17 protein-coding genes and 3 rRNA genes are annotated in these 19,851 nt (G+C 34.1%); 1 reads left to right on the top strand and 19 read right to left on the bottom strand.

The window, feature by feature from the left end; genetic code table 11:
- Window positions 1-4 precede the first annotated feature (4 nt).
- The 19 genes from rsmI to tnpB all read right to left on the bottom strand — a co-directional run bounded on the left by rsmI (window position 5) and on the right by tnpB (window position 19,449).
- Window positions 5-838 carry a 16S rRNA (cytidine(1402)-2'-O)-methyltransferase gene (rsmI, locus tag ACTG48_RS19875; RefSeq protein WP_479917777.1) on the bottom strand — a complete coding sequence of 278 codons (834 nt, stop codon included), beginning with the start codon at window positions 836-838 and terminating at the stop codon, window positions 5-7.
- Entirely contained in the window at window positions 839-1,585 is a 747-nt protein-coding gene (locus tag ACTG48_RS19880; RefSeq protein ID WP_079747087.1) for a tRNA1(Val) (adenine(37)-N6)-methyltransferase, read from the bottom strand.
- A gap of 79 nt (window positions 1,586-1,664) precedes the next feature.
- Window positions 1,665-2,558 (bottom strand): PSP1 domain-containing protein, encoded by an 894-nt coding sequence (locus ACTG48_RS19885; RefSeq protein WP_021386447.1) that lies wholly within the window; start codon window positions 2,556-2,558, stop codon window positions 1,665-1,667.
- A complete protein-coding gene (locus ACTG48_RS19890) occupies window positions 2,555-3,490 on the bottom strand; it encodes a DNA polymerase III subunit (RefSeq protein WP_021386465.1) in 936 nt (311 codons plus the stop codon). The genes ACTG48_RS19885 and ACTG48_RS19890 overlap by 4 nt, the downstream gene beginning before the upstream one ends.
- 2 nt (window positions 3,491-3,492) lie before the next feature.
- Window positions 3,493-4,182 carry a dTMP kinase gene (locus ACTG48_RS19895; protein ID WP_479917778.1) on the bottom strand — a complete coding sequence of 230 codons (690 nt, stop codon included), beginning with the start codon at window positions 4,180-4,182 and terminating at the stop codon, window positions 3,493-3,495.
- A 141-nt stretch (window positions 4,183-4,323) separates the two neighbouring features.
- The gene (locus ACTG48_RS19900) at window positions 4,324-5,733 is read right to left on the bottom strand and encodes an aminotransferase class I/II-fold pyridoxal phosphate-dependent enzyme (RefSeq protein WP_479917779.1); all 1,410 of its coding nucleotides are present in this window, start codon (window positions 5,731-5,733) and stop codon (window positions 4,324-4,326) included.
- A gap of 179 nt (window positions 5,734-5,912) precedes the next feature.
- On the bottom strand, window positions 5,913-6,104 hold the full coding sequence (locus ACTG48_RS19905) for a DUF378 domain-containing protein (RefSeq protein WP_021386455.1): 192 nt from the start codon (window positions 6,102-6,104) through the stop codon (window positions 5,913-5,915).
- A 119-nt stretch (window positions 6,105-6,223) separates the two neighbouring features.
- Window positions 6,224-6,340 (bottom strand): 5S ribosomal RNA (rrf, locus tag ACTG48_RS19910).
- Window positions 6,341-6,454: 114 nt separating this feature from the next.
- A 23S ribosomal RNA gene (locus tag ACTG48_RS19915) occupies window positions 6,455-9,351 on the bottom strand.
- 282 nt (window positions 9,352-9,633) lie between these two features.
- A 16S ribosomal RNA gene (locus ACTG48_RS19920) occupies window positions 9,634-11,136 on the bottom strand.
- Together the 16S, 23S and 5S rRNA genes form the textbook arrangement of a ribosomal RNA operon.
- 295 nt (window positions 11,137-11,431) lie before the next feature.
- Window positions 11,432-11,626, bottom strand: a complete 195-nt coding sequence (locus ACTG48_RS19925; RefSeq protein ID WP_021386474.1) for a hypothetical protein — start codon at window positions 11,624-11,626, stop codon at window positions 11,432-11,434.
- A 308-nt stretch (window positions 11,627-11,934) separates the two neighbouring features.
- A complete protein-coding gene (gene lysS, locus ACTG48_RS19930; RefSeq protein WP_479917780.1) occupies window positions 11,935-13,464 on the bottom strand; it encodes a lysine--tRNA ligase in 1,530 nt (509 codons plus the stop codon).
- A gap of 14 nt (window positions 13,465-13,478) precedes the next feature.
- Window positions 13,479-13,958, bottom strand: a complete 480-nt coding sequence (greA, locus tag ACTG48_RS19935) for a transcription elongation factor GreA (RefSeq protein ID WP_021386470.1) — start codon at window positions 13,956-13,958, stop codon at window positions 13,479-13,481.
- A gap of 108 nt (window positions 13,959-14,066) precedes the next feature.
- Window positions 14,067-15,035 (bottom strand): tRNA dihydrouridine synthase DusB, encoded by a 969-nt coding sequence (gene dusB, locus ACTG48_RS19940; protein WP_479917781.1) that lies wholly within the window; start codon window positions 15,033-15,035, stop codon window positions 14,067-14,069.
- A 137-nt stretch (window positions 15,036-15,172) separates the two neighbouring features.
- Window positions 15,173-15,943: a type III pantothenate kinase gene (locus tag ACTG48_RS19945; RefSeq protein WP_021386477.1), complete on the bottom strand. Its 771-nt coding sequence runs from the start codon at window positions 15,941-15,943 to the stop codon at window positions 15,173-15,175.
- A gap of 18 nt (window positions 15,944-15,961) precedes the next feature.
- The gene (locus ACTG48_RS19950; protein ID WP_021386471.1) at window positions 15,962-16,552 is read right to left on the bottom strand and encodes an ECF transporter S component; all 591 of its coding nucleotides are present in this window, start codon (window positions 16,550-16,552) and stop codon (window positions 15,962-15,964) included.
- A gap of 183 nt (window positions 16,553-16,735) precedes the next feature.
- Complete coding sequence (locus ACTG48_RS19955) at window positions 16,736-17,704, bottom strand: P1 family peptidase (RefSeq protein ID WP_479917782.1); 969 nt, start codon at window positions 17,702-17,704, stop codon at window positions 16,736-16,738.
- Window positions 17,697-18,338, bottom strand: coding sequence for a biotin--[acetyl-CoA-carboxylase] ligase (locus ACTG48_RS19960; protein WP_479918811.1), 642 nt, complete (start codon window positions 18,336-18,338; stop codon window positions 17,697-17,699). The genes ACTG48_RS19955 and ACTG48_RS19960 overlap by 8 nt, the downstream gene beginning before the upstream one ends.
- 1 nt (window position 18,339) lies before the next feature.
- On the bottom strand, window positions 18,340-19,449 hold the full coding sequence (gene tnpB / locus ACTG48_RS19965; RefSeq protein ID WP_479917783.1) for an IS200/IS605 family element RNA-guided endonuclease TnpB: 1,110 nt from the start codon (window positions 19,447-19,449) through the stop codon (window positions 18,340-18,342).
- Window positions 19,450-19,688: 239 nt separating this feature from the next.
- Here tnpB and ACTG48_RS19970 point away from each other — a divergent pair, with 239 nt between their 5' ends.
- Entirely contained in the window at window positions 19,689-19,838 is a 150-nt protein-coding gene (locus ACTG48_RS19970) for a hypothetical protein (RefSeq protein WP_021384555.1), read from the top strand.
- Window positions 19,839-19,851 lie beyond the last annotated feature (13 nt).

Raw genomic sequence — 19,851 nt, forward strand, 5'->3', positions numbered from 1 at the left:
GGTTTTATAAATCCAGGACTTGTTTATAAACTACATCCTTTTTTAATTTTCTATCTTTACAAACTATTTTTATTGCATCTTTTTTGTTCATACCACTTTCAATTAGTTTTAAAACATATTCCCTGTCTGTAAGAGCATCATAATCTTCTTTTTTTGACTTTTCACCATGAAATCCTTCTACGATTAATACGAACTCGCCTCTTACTTCTTTTTCATCAAATATTTTTATAACAGTTTCTATATCTTCTCTGATTATCTCTTGATATTTTTTTGTAAGTTCTCTATTTATGGAAATTTTTCTATTTCCAAGAATCTTAAACATATCTTTTAGTGTATCCTTCAATCTATGTGGTGATTCATAAAAAATTATAGTTCTACTTTCTTCTTTTATTTTTTCTAGTTGCCCTTTTCTAACTTTTTTATCTCTATCTAAAAAGCCCTCAAAAACGAATTTATGTGTATCCATACCAGAACCAACCAAAGCAGTTACAAATGCTGTTGCACCTGGTAAAACTTCTATTTCTATATTGTTTTGTATAGCTTGTTTTATTATTTCTTCTCCTGGGTCAGATATCCCAGGCATACCTGCATCGCTTATCAAGGCTATATTTTCGCCATCAATTAGTTTATTTATTAAATAATCACCCTTTGAATCTTTATTGTGTTCATGATAACTAGTCAAAGGCTTTGAGATTTCAAAATGATTTAAAAGCTTTATACTATGTCTTGTATCTTCTGCTGCAATTAAATCCACTTCTTTTAATACTCTTAAAGTTCTATATGTTATATCCTCTAAGTTTCCTATTGGTGTTGGACATATGTACAATTTCCCACTCATCTATAACTCTCCTATATCTTCATTATTATATATTGCTTTTAATTCTTTTGTATAATTCCCATCTTCTCCATAAACATACAATGGGTCTAATATTTTAAGCTCTGGTCTTCCATCTTTTACAAATTGAACTAAAACCAAATTAGGTGCTTTTTTAGGTCTTGGATGTACAAATTGGATAACTTTTGGCTCTAGTTTATATTTTCGCCCTAAAGTTATTATATCAACCAACCTTGTTGGCCTATGTATCATGAAAAACTTTCCTCTAGGCATAACTAATCTAGATGCAGCTTTGATTACATCTTCTAAATTACACTTTACTTCATGTCTTGATATTGCTTTTTTATCATTTGGATTTTTTATTCCATCGATATGCATATATGGAGGATTTGATGTAACTACATGATAACCATTTATATCTAAAACTTTATCTATAGATTTTATATCCTCATTTATAATCTCAACTCTTTCTTCCAAATTATTTAATTTTACAGAACGAGTTGCCATTTCATATACATCTTCTTGTATTTCTACACCAATAATTTTTTTAGCTTCACTTTTTCCTGCTATTAAAATAGGTATGATTCCTGTTCCTGTACCTAGGTCTACAACTTTAGCATCTTTTTTTATTTTAGTAAAATTAGCTAATAAAACTGCATCTATACCAAAACAAAATCCATTAGTATCTTGTATAAGTCTAAGACCTTTTAATTGTAAATCATCTATTCTTTCTGAATCTTTTAATTGCATATTCATAAACGCTCCTCAAATATTAATAACTTCAAGTATTATTTGCTTTAAAAAAGGTAGGAAAAGCCCTACCTTAAATTTAATCTTCTAATTTCTTTAACTCTCTTAGTGTGGCTTCATCTAATCCATCATTATCTTTGCATTTACCGCCACAGCCATCACATTTTTTAGGCTCTCTAAGTATTTTTATCTCTTCTCTTGTATATATCTTTACTGTTTTATCCTGAAACTCTACTTTAATTTGCTCTAATAGAGGATTTACTTCTACAACTTTTCCTTTTCCATCATCTGATTGCACTAGTGCACCTACAATAGGCATTTTTTCTATCGCCTCACTATATACATCATGCTCATATTTTAAACAGCAGAACAATCTTCCACATATTCCAGATATTTTTGTTGGATTTAAAGACAAGCTTTGATCTTTTGCCATCTTTATTGAAACTGGTTGAAAATCACCCAACCATGATGAACAGCAAAGTTTTCTACCACAAGGTCCTAGACCTCCTATGGATTTTGCTTCATCTCTAACACCAATTTGTCTAAGCTCTATTCTCGTTTTAAATATAGCAGCTAAATCTTTTACAAGTTCTCTAAAGTCTATTCTTCCTTCTGCTGTAAAGTAAAAAATCAATTTATTTCTATCAAAAGTATATTCACAATCTATTAGAAACATTGTTAACTCATGTTCTTTTATTTTTTGTTGGCATAATTCAAAGGTTTCTTTTGCCTTTTCTTTATTTTCTAGATATATTTTTTTATCTTCTTCTGTAGCTATTCTTATAATTGGTTTTAAAGGGGAAACTAGTTCGCTCTCATCCATTTCTTTTGGCCCTACTACTACTTTTCCATACTCTAAACCTCTTGCAGTTTCTACAACTACATCCATTTCTTGCTCTATATTAAAATCAACAGGGTCAAAATAATATATTTTTCCTGCACTTTTAAACCTTATACCTACTATTTTTATCATTTAATCACCTCGTATATATTTAAAGACATAACTTGTATGCTTATATTGAAATTGCAATTGCTCTTTATTTTACTCTTTGCATCTTCTATTATATCAATAATCTTAGACAATTGAGAATAACTAATTTTTCCACTCATATTTTGAATAAAAACTAGCTTATCTACATTTATTAGCATATTTTTATTAACATTTTCTTTTAATAGGATAATATCTCGAAAATAGTTTATCATAATATCCAATAAACTTATAATCTTACCTCTGTATTTTTCCATATTATTTGGTATGTTTAGAATCTCTACTATGTTTTTATCTAACATTACTTGAATATACTGTTGTATATCTTCTCTCATCACTGAAAACTCAGTAGACTGAGATAGATTTAAAGCATTCTCAATACTTCCCCTTGAAAAAGTAGCCAACAGTTGAGCTCTTTCTTCCTCTATACCTGCATTTATCAAATAATTTTTTAAATCTTGCATTGGTATAGGTGAGAACTTTATTATATCACATCTAGATTTTATAGTTTCTAATAAAGATTCTTTGTTGTTTGTGACTAAGATTATTATAGCATAATTTGGAGGTTCCTCCAGTGTCTTTAAAAGTGCATTTTGGGCTTCTACAGTCATTTTTTCAGCATTGTTAATTATATATATTTTATAGTCCTTATGAGGTCTTATTACTATGTCTGATTGTAAACTTCTGATTTGAGCTATTTTTATGCTATTTCCATCTGGCTTTATGAGTACATAGTCTGGACTGTTTTCTAGATTTACATAGTCAAGCAACAGCTTGGATAGTTCATCAGCAAACTTCTTTTTCCCTATCCCATCTATTCCCTCAAACATATACGCATTATTAAGTTTATTTTTCTTTATAGAATTTGTTAAATATTTCTTTGCAAAACTTTGCCCTATAATATTTTCAAAATACATATTTATCTCTCCATAGATTTTATTGAATCAAGAACTATTTCATAAACTTCATTATGTATACTTTCAATACTTCTCAATTCGTTATCTGAAACACAATTTATTTTTTTCCAATTATATTTATCTGCTATGTATAAAGCATTATTATAAGATTTCTTTAAATACTCTATATCACTTTCATGAATATCTTTTTCTTCTTCTCCTGTAATCTTATTTTTTCTATTTTCCATAAGTTTCTCACTAAACTCAATAGGGACATCTAGAAATATAACACAATCAGGTTGTGGTATCTTAAATAAATTAAATTCATAATCAGCTAACCAGTTCAAATATTCTTCTCTATCAGAAGCATCCATTTTAGAAGCCTGGTGTACCATATTAGAAGTTGTATATCTATCTGCGATAATTATTCCACCTTCATTGTAAAACTTCTCCCAATCGGTTTTAAATGAAGCATATCTATCTGCAGTAAAAAAAGTTGATGCTATATATGGGTCTACATCTGAGGCATTTTTACCAAAATCTCCTTTTAAATACATTTTTACCAAAGCAGATGATGGAGACTCATAATTTGGATATTCTACCTTCTTAATCATATAGCCTTCTTTTTCTAATCTTTCATATAATTTTTTTGTCTGAGTTGCCTTTCCACTTGCATCTGAACCACTTTCTATAATTATTAACTTACCTTTCATTTTCATATCCTCCATACAAACACTTTTTACTTTTTAATATAATTTTTATTTAGACAACTTTATATAAATATTCTATACATTACTTATTACAACTATAAGTTTTTTACTTCGCATTATAATTCTAAACTTTGTATTATAAATTTAAATATTTTCTAAATCTATTACTTCTATAAAATTTAAATCTACATCTTTTAATCCACTTACAACCATACCTTTAGAATTACAGAATATTAAATAATCTATTATTTCTTTGCTGATAATTTCTCCAGGAGATATTATGCTTATTCCAGGTGGATATGGGACTATACACTCACCACAGACTTTACCTATGCTGTCATATATTTTAACACTTTTTTTAGTTTTATAAAATGCTTCTCTAGGTGTTAATATTTTCTTTGGAATAAGAGTGGGATATTTTTTATTTTCTAACTTTGTAAATTTAAAGTCTTCTTTTACAATATTGTTCAATGCTGTTTCTAAACTATTGAAATCATTAGTACTATTTCCTATCGTGCATATTAAAAGAACTCCATAATAATTAGATAATTCTACTTGTATATTATATTTATTTCTTAGAATATTTTCTAGTTCATAACCTGTTAGACCTATATTTCTAGAAGATATAAATATTTTTGTTTTATCATTTGTATCGTATATCTCAATATTTTTATTAATATTATTCTTAAAAACTCTAATTTTATTTAAAAGCTCTTTCATTAGTTCTTGTCCCCTATTTTCATATATATCTACTGCTAATTCCAAAGAAGATAACAATATATATGAAGGACTTGAAGATTCTGTAATTCTCAACATATTTAAGAGTTTATCTATGTCAATTCTATTTCCTTTTATATGTATCATTGATGATTGGGTAAATGATGGAAGTGTTTTATGAGTACTCTGCACAACTATATCTGCACCTTGCTCAAGAGCTGTTTTAGGAAGTCTATCACTAAGACCTAAATGAGCACCATGTGCTTCATCTATTATCACCACCATTTTTTTATCATGTGCATAATTACAAATATATTCTAAATCATATGTCATTCCATAATATGTAGGATACGTAAGAAGTACTGCTTTTGCATCTAAATTTTTATCTATTACATCAATTACATTATTTATGGATATTCCCTTTAAGACATTCGTATCTTCACTTATCTCACAAGAAATATACTCTATATCTATATCTCCCAAAATACATGCATTTATAACAGACTGATGACAATCTCTATTTACAATTATTTTACTTTTAGGAGTGCACACTGACATTATCGCGGACTGTATTCCACAACTGCTCCCGTTCACTAGATAATATGTATAATCGCTTTTAAATACTCTTGAGGCTTTCTTCTGAGAACTCTTTATAATCCCTTCTGGCGAATGCAAGTTATCTGTTCCTAATATTTCAGTAGTATCCATTTTATACAAATTTTCTAATACATTTCTATATCCTAATTTCTCATAAATTCTGCCCTTTTTATGACCAGGCATATGAAAAGATATCACTTCTTCATCTACAATCTTACTTAATTCATTAATTATAAACATATATTATATAATACTCCTTTTTTCACATAGTATTTCTTTTTTCATAATACATCTTTTTAAAAACTTCAATTCTTATCTATTTTACCATTAAAAAAGATACAAATTAAGATTTTTATAAAATTAAATACCTCATCCTAAATATTTAGAATGAGGCATTTAATATAAAAGTACAAATTAAATTATTCTCTATCATCAGACATTAAGCTTGGTATTAAGTATAATCCAGCTAAACCTACAATGAAGTATATTATTCTACTTACCATTTCATATGTTCCACCAAAAATACTACCTATTAAATCTGTACCTAGGATACCAATTCCTCCCCAGTTAAGTGCACCGATTATGGCTAAGATTAAAGCAACTTTTTTCATTTCTATCACTCCTCAAGAATTAAATTTTTATAATAATCCATAATTCCTGTGTTTAGTTTTCCCGAAATAAAAAAAGAAATACATATTTTTTGTCTTTTTTTACAAAAAATAAAAAAATTACGTGGCTACGTCCTACTCTCCCAGGCAGTTTCCCACCAAGTACCATCAGCGCTAGAGAGCTTAACTTCTGTGTTCGGAATGGGAACAGGTGTATCCTCTCTGCTATTGTAACCACATAATCTTTATGCTTAATATTTCTATTAAGTTATTAGAATCTAGTAATACTAGTTTCTTTAGAGTTAGCACTCTAAAAACTACATATATATTTTACTGAATGGACATCAAATAATTTGGTCAAGTCCTCGACCTATTAGTATCGATAAGCTAAATACATTGCTGCACTTACACCTTCGACCTATCAACCAGATAGTCTTTCTGGGGTCTTACCCTTGCGGTGGGAAATCTTATCTTGAAGTTGGCTTCGCGCTTAGATGCTTTCAGCGCTTATCCATTCCGTACATAGCTACCCAGCTATGCCCTTGGCAGAACAACTGGTACACCAGAGGTACGTCCATCCCGGTCCTCTCGTACTAAGGACAGGTCTTCTCAAATTTCCTACGCCTGCGACGGATAGGGACCGAACTGTCTCACGACGTTCTGAACCCAGCTCGCGTACCACTTTAATGGGCGAACAGCCCAACCCTTGGGACCTACTACAGCCCCAGGATGTGATGAGCCGACATCGAGGTGCCAAACCTCCCCGTCGATGTGGACTCTTGGGGGAGATAAGCCTGTTATCCCCAGGGTAGCTTTTATCCGTTGAGCGATGGCCCTTCCACGCAGAACCACCGGATCACTAAGTCCGATTTTCATCCTTGCTCGACCTGTATGTCTTGCAATCAAGCTCTCTTTTGCCTTTACACTCTACGTACGATTTCCGACCGTACTGAGAGAACCTTTGAGCGCCTCCGTTACCTTTTGGGAGGCGACCGCCCCAGTCAAACTGCCCACCTGACAGTGTCCCAAGACCAGATTCATGGCCTATGGTTAGAGTCCCAGTACTACAAGGGTGGTATCCCAAGGATGGCTCCGCCAAAACTGGCGTCCTGGTTTCAAAGCCTCCCACCTATCCTGTACATGTAGTACCAAGACCCAATGTCAAGCTACAGTAAAGCTCCATGGGGTCTTTCCGTCCTGTCGCAGGTATCCGGCATCTTCACCGGAATTACAATTTCACCGAGTCTGTTGTTGAGACAGTGCCCAAATCGTTACGCCTTTCGTGCGGGTCGGAACTTACCCGACAAGGAATTTCGCTACCTTAGGACCGTTATAGTTACGGCCGCCGTTTACTGGGGCTTAAGTTCACTGCTTCGATTGCTCTAACAGATCCCCTTAACCTTCCAGCACCGGGCAGGCGTCAGCTCCTATACATCGTCTTGCGACTTAGCAGAAACCTATGTTTTTGGTAAACAGTCGCTTGGGCCTATTCTCTGCGGCCACCGGATGGTGGCACCCCTTATCCCTAAGTTACGGGGTCATTTTGCCGAGTTCCTTAACAACAGTTCTCTCGCGGGCCTTAGGATACTCTCCTCACCCACCTGTGTCGGTTTGCGGTACGGGTACCTTTAACCTCGATAGAGACTTTTCTTGACAGTGTGAAATCAGCTACTTCGCTACTAAATTTCGCTCCCCATCACATCCCAGCATTATCAAAGCGGATTTACCTACTCTGACTGCCTCAATGCTTGGGCACACATAACCAACAGTGTGCTTAGCTTATCCTACTGTGTCATCCCATCTCTCAAATGGTTATCGGTAGTACAGGAATATCAACCTGTTGTCCATCACCTACGCCTTTCGGCCTCAGCTTAGGTCCCGACTAACCCAGGGCGGACGAACCTTCCCCTGGAAACCTTGGGTTTACGGCCTGTGGGATTCTCACCCACATCTCGCTACTCATGCCAACATTCTCACTCCCATACTGTCCACATGTCCTTACGGTCATGCTTCAACCCGTATGGGAAGCTCCCCTACCCATCATAATGATGCCGTAGCTTCGGTAGTAAGTTTTAGCCCCGGAAATCTTCGGCGCAGGATCACTCGACCAGTGAGCTATTACGCACTCTTTGAATGAGTGGCTGCTTCTAAGCCAACATCCTGGTTGTCTGTGCAATCCCACATCCTTTACCACTTAACTTACATTTAGGGACCTTAGCTGACGATCTGGGCTGTTGCCCTTTCGACTATGAATCTTATCACCCACAGTCTGACTCCCAAGTATAAGATGACGGCATTCGGAGTTTGATAGTCTTCGGTAGGTGCAATACCCCCTAGGACATTCAGTGCTCTACCTCCGTATCTCTCACCTTGAGGCTAGCCCTAAAGCTATTTCGGGGAGAACCAGCTATCTCCGGGCTCGATTGGAATTTCACCGCTACCCACAAGTCATCCCCGAGCTTTTCAACGCTCGTGGGTTCGGACCTCCACGAAATTTTACTTTCGCTTCATCCTGCTCATGGGTAGGTCGCCCGGTTTCGGGTCTACGTCAAGTAACTGAACGCTCAGTTAAAACTCGCTTTCGCTACGGCTCCACACCTTAAGTGCTTAACCTTGCTACTTAACGTAACTCGTTGGCCCGTTCTACAAAAAGTACGCGGTCACACAAGAAATGTGCTTCCACAGCTTGTAAGTGCAGGGTTTCAGGTTCTATTTCACTCCCCTCCCGGGGTTCTTTTCACCTTTCCCTCACGGTACTATACGCTATCGGTCACTAGGTAGTATTTAGCCTTGGAGGGTGGTCCCTCCTGCTTCCCACAGGGTTTCACGTGTCCCGTGGTACTCTGGATCATATCTGAAGTCTTCTCGTTTAACATACAGGACTATTACCTTCTGTGGTGGGTCTTTCCAAACCTCTTCAATTACGATACCTCTTCGTTATGATATGTCCGCAACCCCAATAAAGAAAACTTTATTGGTTTGGGCTATTCCGCGTTCGCTCGCCGCTACTTACGGAATCGAATTTCTTTCTCTTCCTTCAGGTACTTAGATGTTTCAGTTCCCTGAGTTCCCCTCATTAAGCTATGTATTCACTTAATGATACTTAGACATTACTCTAAGTGAGTTTCCTCATTCGGAAATCTTCGGATCAAAGTTTACGTGCAACTCCCCGAAGCTTATCGCAGCTTATCACGTCCTTCATCGGCTCCTAGTGCCAAGGCATCCGCCCTGCACCCTTAATAACTTGACCAGTTAAAAAGGTTTGATAGATTAAAGTCTATCAACTTGATAATTTTTAAAAGTTATCAGCTTTATATATTACAAATTAGATGTCATATCACTAAATATATATGCAGTTTTCAAAGTGCTAACGCACATCGCCAACGTATAAATCCCGTTGCTTAAAGTGCTAACGCACATCGCCAACAAACAAACTTCGCATGCGCTCAGTTTATTCTGTTGCTTAAAGTGCTAATTTTGAGTATTCGTAAAAACGAACCCTCAAAATTAAACAGTAGGTAATTCTCCTTAGAAAGGAGGTGATCCAGCCGCACCTTCCGATACGGCTACCTTGTTACGACTTCACCCCAGTTATTGATTCCACCTTCGACGACTTCTTCCAAAAGGTTAGATAATCGGCTTCGGGCGTCTCCAACTCCCGTGGTGTGACGGGCGGTGTGTACAAGACCCGGGAACGCATTCACCGCAGCATTCTGATCTGCGATTACTAGTAACTCCAGCTTCATGTAGGCGAGTTTCAGCCTACAATCCGAACTGAGAGTAGCTTTAAGGGATTAGCTCCACCTTACGGCTTGGCAACCCTCTGTACTACCCATTGTAGCACGTGTGTAGCCCTAAGCATAAGGGGCATGATGATTTGACGTCATCCCCACCTTCCTCCAGGTTATCCCTGGCAGTCTCTCTAGAGTGCCCAACTTAATGATGGCAACTAAAGACAAGGGTTGCGCTCGTTGCGGGACTTAACCCAACATCTCACGACACGAGCTGACGACAACCATGCACCACCTGTCACCAATGTCCCCGAAGGGAAGTCTCCGATTAAGGAGATGTCATTGGGATGTCAAGCTTAGGTAAGGTTCTTCGCGTTGCTTCGAATTAAACCACATGCTCCGCTACTTGTGCGGGTCCCCGTCAATTCCTTTGAGTTTCACTCTTGCGAGCGTACTTCCCAGGCGGAGTACTTAATGCGTTAGCTGCGGCACCGAGGGGGGTAACCCCCGACACCTAGTACTCATCGTTTACAGCGTGGACTACCAGGGTATCTAATCCTGTTTGCTCCCCACGCTTTCGTGCCTCAGCGTCAGTTACAGTCCAGAGAGCCGCCTTCGCAACTGGTGTTCCTCCTAATATCTACGCATTTCACCGCTACACTAGGAATTCCACTCTCCTCTCCTGCACTCAAGTCTCCCAGTTTCAAGAGCTTACTACGGTTGAGCCGTAGCCTTTCACTCCTGACTTGAAAGACCGCCTACGCACCCTTTACGCCCAGTAAATCCGGATAACGCTAGCCCCCTACGTATTACCGCGGCTGCTGGCACGTAGTTAGCCGGGGCTTCCTCCTCAAGTACCGTCATTATCTTCCTTGAGGACAGAGTTTTACGACCCGAAGGCCTTCATCACTCACGCGGCGTTGCTGCATCAGGCTTTCGCCCATTGTGCAATATTCCCCACTGCTGCCTCCCGTAGGAGTTTGGACCGTGTCTCAGTTCCAATGTGGCCGATCACCCTCTCAGGTCGGCTACTGATCGTCGCCTTGGTAAGCCGTTACCTTACCAACTAGCTAATCAGACGCGGGTCCATCCTGTACTGGCTCACCTTTGATATTTAAGAGATGCCTCTCAAATATGTTATCCCGTATTAGCATACCTTTCGGTATGTTATCCGTGTGTACAGGGTAGGTTACCCACGCGTTACTCACCCGTCCGCCGCTCTTTACCGAAGTAAATCGCTCAACTTGCATGTGTTAGGCACGCCGCCAGCGTTCATCCTGAGCCAGGATCAAACTCTCAAATAAAAGTTTATCAGGCTCAGATACTATTGTTATCAAAATATCTGGCTTTATGGTTTGTTTCTTGTTTTATAAATTAACCTACTGTTTAATTTTCAAAGTTCATTTTTCATGTTTGCCCTTTTCTTAAGGACAAGTAATACTATATCATCTTAAAAATGATTCGTCAACACTTTTTCAATATTTTTTTATTTTTTATTTTTAAAAAGGTTATAGCTCTTTGTTTTTTTTAATCAATTTAATTAAAACTAATAGATATAACCCTTGATATTACAAGCAATACCTGCATATATAGTTTTACCTATTTTGCAATTTTATTTTCATAAGAATATGAATTAGCTCTGACTCTATCTGCCCAAACATTTATACTCTTAACTTTATTAACCTTAGTTGTACCTTCAAAAATATCCATTGCATCTTTACAAAAATATACCATAACATCAAGAACTAAAAATCCAACACAAAATAAACATAAAAAATCAATTACTTGAAACATCAGACATTCCCCCAATAATTTTTTATATATAGTATTCTCAGAAATTATTCCATTTCCCTTCCCAAAAATTATTCTAAATATTTTCATAATAAATTACTTTCAATCATATTTTCTAAATATAAAATCTCAATCAACAAAAATTAATATCATTTTGTAATATTTGTTGGTAATTTATAAATTAAATATCTAAAAATTTATTTGTAATATATAAAAAGCATTCTACATTGACATTTTAAATAAAATAAAGCTATTTATTGCTAATTTAACAGCTATACTTTATTTAAAACTTGGTAGAATGCTTATATTTTTTAGTTCTCTTCTTCTTTATTTGAATTATTATCAATAGGTTTCATAGTAGGGAATAATAATACATCTCTTATAGATGGAGAGTTAGTCAATAACATAATTACTCTATCTATACCGATTCCTAATCCTCCTGTAGGAGGTAAACCTACTTCTAATGCTTTTAAGAAGTCTTCATCCATTTCAAAAGCTTCATCATCACCTAATTCTCTTTTTCTCAATTGATCCATGAATCTTCCTTTTTGGTCAATTGGGTCATTAAGCTCAGAAAACGCATTAGCTAATTCCCACTTATTAGCAAATGCTTCAAATCTATCAGTCCTTCTTGGGTCTTCATTATTTCTCTTAGATAATGGAGATACTTCAACTGGATGATGAGTTATAAATGTTGGTTGGATTAATTTATCTTCTCCAAATTCTTCAAAGAAAGCATTTATTACTTCTCCTCTTCTCATTCCAGGTTTTATTTCTATACCTTTTTCTTTAGCAACTTCTAACGCTTCTTCGTCTGTATCTATAGTAGAAAAATCTACCCCAGAATACTCTTTAACACACTCTTCCATACTCATTCTTTTCCAAGGAGGTGTAAAGTTTATTTCTGTTCCTTGATAGTTAATTATCATACTTCCTGTAGCAACTTCAGCCATATGTGCGATAACATTTTCTGTTATTTCCATCATATCAGTATAATCAGCATATGCTTGATATAGTTCTATTGCAGTATATTCAGGATTGTGTTTTAAATCCATACCTTCATTTCTAAACATTCTTCCCATTTCATAAACTTTATCAAATCCACCAACAATAAGTCTCTTTAAGTATAATTCATTAGCTATTCTTAAATACATTGGTATATGTAAAGTATTATGATTAGTTATAAATGGTCTAGCATTTGCTCCACCTGCTATAGTGTTTAATATTGGAGTCTCAACTTCTAAAAATCCTCTATCATCTAAGTATGTTCTCAATGCTTTTAATGCTTTTGTTCTAGTTAAAAAAGCATTTTTTACTTCTGGGTTTACTATTAAATCAACATATCTTTGTCTATATCTTAATTCTTGGTCTTTTAATCCATGATATTTTTCTGGTAGTACTTGTAAAGATTTACATAGTAATACTACAGATTTAGCCTTTACAGATATTTCTCCCCTTTTAGTTTTAAAGATTTCCCCTTCAATTCCAACTATATCTCCAATATCATATGTTGAAAATACACTATACTCTTCTTCCCCTATAGCATCTAATCTTACATAAGATTGAATTCTTCCTTCTTGGTCTTGAATATCTATAAAACCAGCCTTACCTTGTATTCTCTTACTCATTATACGTCCTGCTATTTTTGTAGTTTCACCTTCAAGAGAATCAAAATTATCTTTTATCTCAGCAGAATAATGAGTTCTATCATATCTACTCTCTTTAAAAGGGTCTCTATTTGATTCTTGTAATTTTTTTAGTTTATCTCTTCTTACTTGAAGTACTTCACTAAGGTCTTCTTGAATTTGTGCTTCTTCATTGCTTTGTTGATTATTTTTCATTTTTTTCCTCCAGATTATCTTCTTATTTCTAATATTTCAAACTTAGCAACTCCATCAGGAACTTGCACTTCTACAACCTCTTTTACAGCTCTTCCTAAAAGTGCTTTCCCTACAGGAGATTCGTTTGATATTTTTCCATCATATGGGTCTGCTTCTGTCGAACCAACTATAGTATATTCAACATCTTCGTCAAATTCTAAATCCTTAACTTTAACTATTGATCCTATTGTAACAACATTAAGGTCTATTTTGCTTTCATCTATGATAACAGCTTTTCTAACCATATTTTCTAATTTTAGAATTCTTTCTTCAACTTGTGCTTGTTCCTTTTTAGCTTCATCATACTCAGCATTTTCAGATAAATCACCAAAAGATATAGCAACCTTTATTCTCTCTGCAACTTCTTTTCTCTTTACAACCTTTAAGTTTTCTAATTCTTCTTCTAATTTATCATATCCCTCTTGTGTCAATAAAAACTCTTTATTTTCTTCCATTATAAATACAACTCCTTCACAAATTTCTTAGGAATTTTCCTAATTATATTTTAAAAATTTTATAATCTTTTTTTAATTTATGCGCTATATTATAAGTCACTATTATTTTTATGTCAAGGAGTCTTCCATATAGTACTCCAATTTCGACACAACTTCTTGATAGTCTTCTATTTTGTTAATTTCATCTCTTAATCTTGCAGAATTTCTAAGTCCTTTTAAATACCAAGCGATGTGTTTCCTCATTTCCCTTACAGCTACATACTCTCCATGTTCTTCTACTGCAAGTTTTAAATGCTTAATGGCAGTACTTATTTTTTCGTTAAGAGTTGGCTCTGGCAAAATCTCGCCTGTATTCATATAATGGTTTATTCTTTTGAATATCCACGGGTTACCTTGAGCACCCCTACCTATCATTATAGCATCACAACCAGTTTTGTCTAACATATTTATTGAATCTTCTATTGTAAATACATCACCATTTCCTATGACAGGTATGTTTAAACTATTCTTAATTTCTGCAATTATATTCCAATCTGCTTTGCCTGTATAAAACTGTTCTCTAGTCCTTCCATGTATTGCTAGAGCACTTATTCCACAAGCTTCTGCTATCTTTGCTATTTCAACAGCATTTACACTATTATCATCCCATCCTTTCCTTATCTTTAAAGTTACTGGTTTTTTTGAATTCTTCACTACTGCCTTTAATACCTTCTCCGTAAGCTTAGGATTTTTCATAAGTGCTGACCCATCTCCATTTTTAACTACTTTTGGAGCTGGACATCCCATATTTATATCGAGAATCTCATTTGAATAATCATTCATTATCTCTGCTGCTCTTCCCATAAAATCTGGCTCTGAGCCAAATATCTGAACAGCTACTGGATGTTCTTCCTCTTCTATCTTAAGCATTTTTTTAGTATTTTCATCATCATAGCAAAGTGCCTTACCATTTATCATTTCTGTATATAAAAGTCCACAACCTTGTTCTTTACAAATTAATCTAAATGGAAGGTCTGTTACCCCTGCCATAGGTGATAGAAAAACTTTATTTTTCAATTCTAAATTTCCTATTTTCATTGCTTTTCTCCTATTTTTTCCTTTATTTTATGATTTGATTTTAAAGTTCATATTTCCTCATTATAATATACCACATAAAGCTAGGAAACTATCATAAAAAGGGAATTGGATATATAACCCAATTCCCTGTATATTAATTATTCTTGGTTTTTTTCATATATTATTCTCAATCCTTCTAGTGTTAAAAAACCATCTACATAATCTATACTTTTTGTCTCTGAAGCAATCAGTTTAGCTAATCCACCTGTAGCTATAACTTTAACATCATCACAATTTAATTCTTTCTTCATCATGCTTATTATTTTATCCACTAAACCAACATATCCATAAATTATTCCAGATTGCATAGCTGATACAGTACTCTTACAAATAGTCATACCTGGTTTAGTTAATTCTACCCTAGGTAATTTAGACGCACTTTGAAATAATGCCTCACTAGATATTTTTATTCCTGGTGCTATTGTCCCACCTAGATATTCACCTTTTTCAGAGATAGCGCAAAACGTAGTTGCTGTTCCAAAGTCAACAAGTATACTTGGTGCTCCATACTTTTCTATGCCTGCTACAGCATTAACTATTCTGTCTGCTCCAACTTGTTTTGGATTATCATATTTTATATTTAGACCTGTTTTTATGCCTGGACCTACTATTAATGGATGTTTTTTACAGTATTTTATACAAAAGTTTTCAAGAGAATGCATAACATTTGGTACTACAGATGATATTATCACATCATTAATAGAATTTATATCAACATTATCATACTCAAATAAACTACTTATTAGAATTCCATATTCATCAGATGTTTTTTCTCTATCTGTTTTAATTCTCCAATAATTAACTAATTTATCACCTTTATATATACCTAAAACCATATTAGTATTTCCAACATCAAATACTAGAAGCATATGTCATTAACCTTCTTTCTATTTTTTGCTTTTCTTAAGTACAGTGGCAACGGCAGCTACTACTAAAGCTCCTACTATTGCTTCTGGTACCCCATTTGCTGCGGCAAGAGCCATTATTACTTTTCCTGCTGAACCACTTTGACCCATTGCATGAAGATATTTGTCAGCATATAAGACATATATCATTCCTAAAACTCCAGCTGTATTTAACAAGGAACCTATAGCTCCTGTAATTAAACCTGATATGTATACCTTATTTGTAGCCTTAATTATTAACTGATATACATAATAAGCCAATATACCTATCATAACTCTTGGTAATATTGAAACTAACGGATTTATAAAAACAAAGGATGTTATGGTTGGATTTATTATAGCATTTAGGAGACTTGATACTCCAAATATAAATCCTATTGCACCCCCAACTATTGGACCCTCTATAATAGCTCCAATAATAACTGGTATATGCATTATAGTTGCTTTTGTAGGTCCAACTGGAATAAATCCCAATGGAGTCATAGATAGCATAATAGAAATAGCTGATAGTACTCCTATTATAGTCATTTTTCTTACATTTACTTTTCTTACTGATGCACTTGTGTTCATCATAAAAAATACACCTCCGTTCCAGCTCATAACGATGCCGGACTACTTAATTTTTTCGTTTTTTGGTCTTTTTTCTTATATTTCTGAGTCAGGCTACCATTCTAGGATGCCCGCTCTAACAAGAATAATTTTATCAAGATGAGTTGCTATTGTCAACAATTTGACAAGAAAAATATGCTAATTTCATCATATTTCTCGTTTTTTTACTATATCTTTATACGCTATTATATTTTCTATACTATCCGCTTTTTTTACTGCATTTATTATACTTTTTTCCACAACCTCTACAGCTAATGAACCCAATAATGTTATATCTGCTTCTATTTCTCCTGCTGATATTGTGAATATTGTATCTCCATCATGAGGTGTGTGAATAGGAAAAATAGCTTTAGCATATCCATCATGTCCCATTTGAGATATCTTTTTACATTCAGCTTTAGTTAACTTAGCATTTGTTGCAATTACTCCAATTGTAGTATTATCTATACTAAATTCACCTTTACTTTCGCCTTGTTTCATTAGCTTATATGTATCAATGGTCTCTGTCTTTTTATCATTTAAAGCACCTGCTATAACCTCACCATTTTCATAAACATCTCCAAGAGCATTTACAGCAACCAATGCAGATACAATTAGACCATTATCCAATTTTATGGAATAACTTCCTATACCACCTTTCATGGCATACTCCTGACCTCTTATCTTTCCAACAGTGGCTCCACATCCCGCTCCATAATTTCCTTGATTTAAAATATCCTTGCTTGCAACTTCACAAGCTCTATAACCCATTTGTAAATCTGGTCTACACTTAAAATCTCCTGCGCCCAAATCAAATAACACTGCTCCAACAACTATAGGTACTTTTCCTACACCTACATCAAACCCAATTCCTTTTTCCTCCAAGTATCTACTTACACCACAAGTAGATTCAAGACCATATGCAGAACCTCCAGCTAAAACTACTGCATGAACTTTTTGAACCATATTCACAGGGTCCAATAAATCGGTTTCTCTAGTCCCTGGAGCAGAACCTCTTACATCAACACCACAAGTAGCTCCTTCTTCACATATTACTACTGTACATCCAGTAAGACCATCTCTATCCTCAACTTGCCCAACCTTTAGTCCTTCTATATCCAAAATATTATTATACATATCCTTTTTCTCCTCTTATAGAAACTTCACCCGAAATGATTTCTTTTACAATTCCATCACTACTTTGAACTAATAGATTCCCATCCTCATTTATGTCTAAACATTTCACTAATTCCTTATCAGTGCCTTTTAATACATATATATTTTTATCTATAATTGCAGAATAATCTCTACATATCTTTAGAGTTTTTTCTTTAGAGTTATTTACGATATAATCTAAATATAGCTTTTCAAATTCAGTCAACACATTTCTAACAATATCTACTCTAGATAATTTGTATCCTTCTTTATACAATGATGTAGCTTTCTCGGCTATTTCTGGCTCAAAATCCATTATCTTAACATTTATTCCAATTCCAAGAACAATATAATTTGTTCTCTCAATTTCAGCAGACAACTCTGTTAATATACCACATATTTTTTTACCATTTAAAATAACATCGTTTGGCCATTTTATTAAGGTGTTTGCCCCTAAATTATTTAAAGCCTTCGTTACACTTGCTCCTGCTCTGAACCTCCCATGACTAAAGTCACAGGGTTCCTGTTTCATAGAATTTCGCATACTAAAATATGTCTTACCAATTCTCCACAGGCTATCCCCGTAGTTCCTACGGTTCTTACATAAGTTATCTATTTTAAACTGCTATTAGTCTTAATCCTTCTTTTAGTATATTTATACTTGCATTTATATCTCTATCGTGAGTTACATTACAACAAGGACAAATCCATTCTCTTATACTTAAATTCTTCATTTCCTTGTTTTTGTACCCACATTTATTGCATATTTGTGAACTTGCAAAGAATTTACCTACCTTTACAATTTGTCTACCATACCAATTAGCCTTATATTCTAATTGACGAATAAATTCTGACCATGACACATCAGAAATTAAACGAGATAGTTTACGATTTTTAGTCATATTCTTTACTTGTAAATCTTCTATGCAAATAATATCATTCTCTCGTATTAATTTAGTAGATAGTTTTTGTAGAAAATCCTTCCTTTGATTAGCTATATGTTCTTGAAGTCTTGCAACTTTTAACCTTGCTTTATTTCTATTTGAACTACCAATTGTTTTTCTCGATAATTCTCTTTGTAATTTAGCAAGTTTGTTTAATGACTTCTTAAGATACTTAGGATTTTCTATAAAGTCTCCACAACTTGAGATACAAAATTCTTTAATTCCTAAATCTAAACCTATCTGATTATTAGTATTTTCAAATGCTTCAATATCTATATCAGTACAACATAATGATACATAATATTTTCCACTTGGTTCTTTGGATACAGTAGCATTAAGTATTCTCCCTTGAGGTACTTGTTTATCCCTTGCTTTAACCATTCCAAGTTTAGGTAATTTTATATATTGACTAAAGTACATAATATTTCCATTGGTAAAGTTAGTTCTATATGAAAATCTGTTAGTTTTCTTTGATTTAAATTTAGGAAATCCTGCATTTTCTTTAAAGAATTTTTTATATGCGTTTTCTAAATCTTTTAAGGTGTTTTGTAGTGAAAATTTGTCAGGTTCTTTAAGCCACTCTAATTCTCTTTTTAAATTGGTCAAATCAGAACTGCACTGTTTATAAGTAAAAGTTTCTTTATTGTTTTCATAAACTTCTATTTTTTTAGCAAGATACTTATTATATACAAATCTACAACATCCAAAAGTTTTGTTAATTAACTCTTGCTGTTTTTTATTTGGATACATTCTAAACTTATAAGCTTTTTCCACTACTATCACCTCACTTTAATTGTTTTTTATGATTATTAATATACATATCCGAGTAACTTCTATTTTTCATCACCCATTATAATATTAACAAACGTAATTATTTAAAACAATTATTTCGAAGGTTTTATATTTATTTTTAAATAACATATTTAAGAACCGTAAGTCCTAACTTTTATCATTTTTGAGGTTGTCGTTCACATAAGTTCGCTACTACCTATGCAGTTCTCTTATGAACTTCTTACACTTTCATGCAAGCACAGACTATATCTTATCCTTCGGCATTATCCGTTAAGGTCTACCCACTTCCACTACCAATAGCTTGTAGTGTACTTCCCTCAAGAGGAATAGTCGTTGAAGTTTCTCCTATTTGGAGCTTACCTGCTGATTGCCCATTTTAAAGTACTTAGGGTT

The sequence above is a fragment of the Clostridioides sp. LIBA-6822 genome, assembly GCF_056688955.1.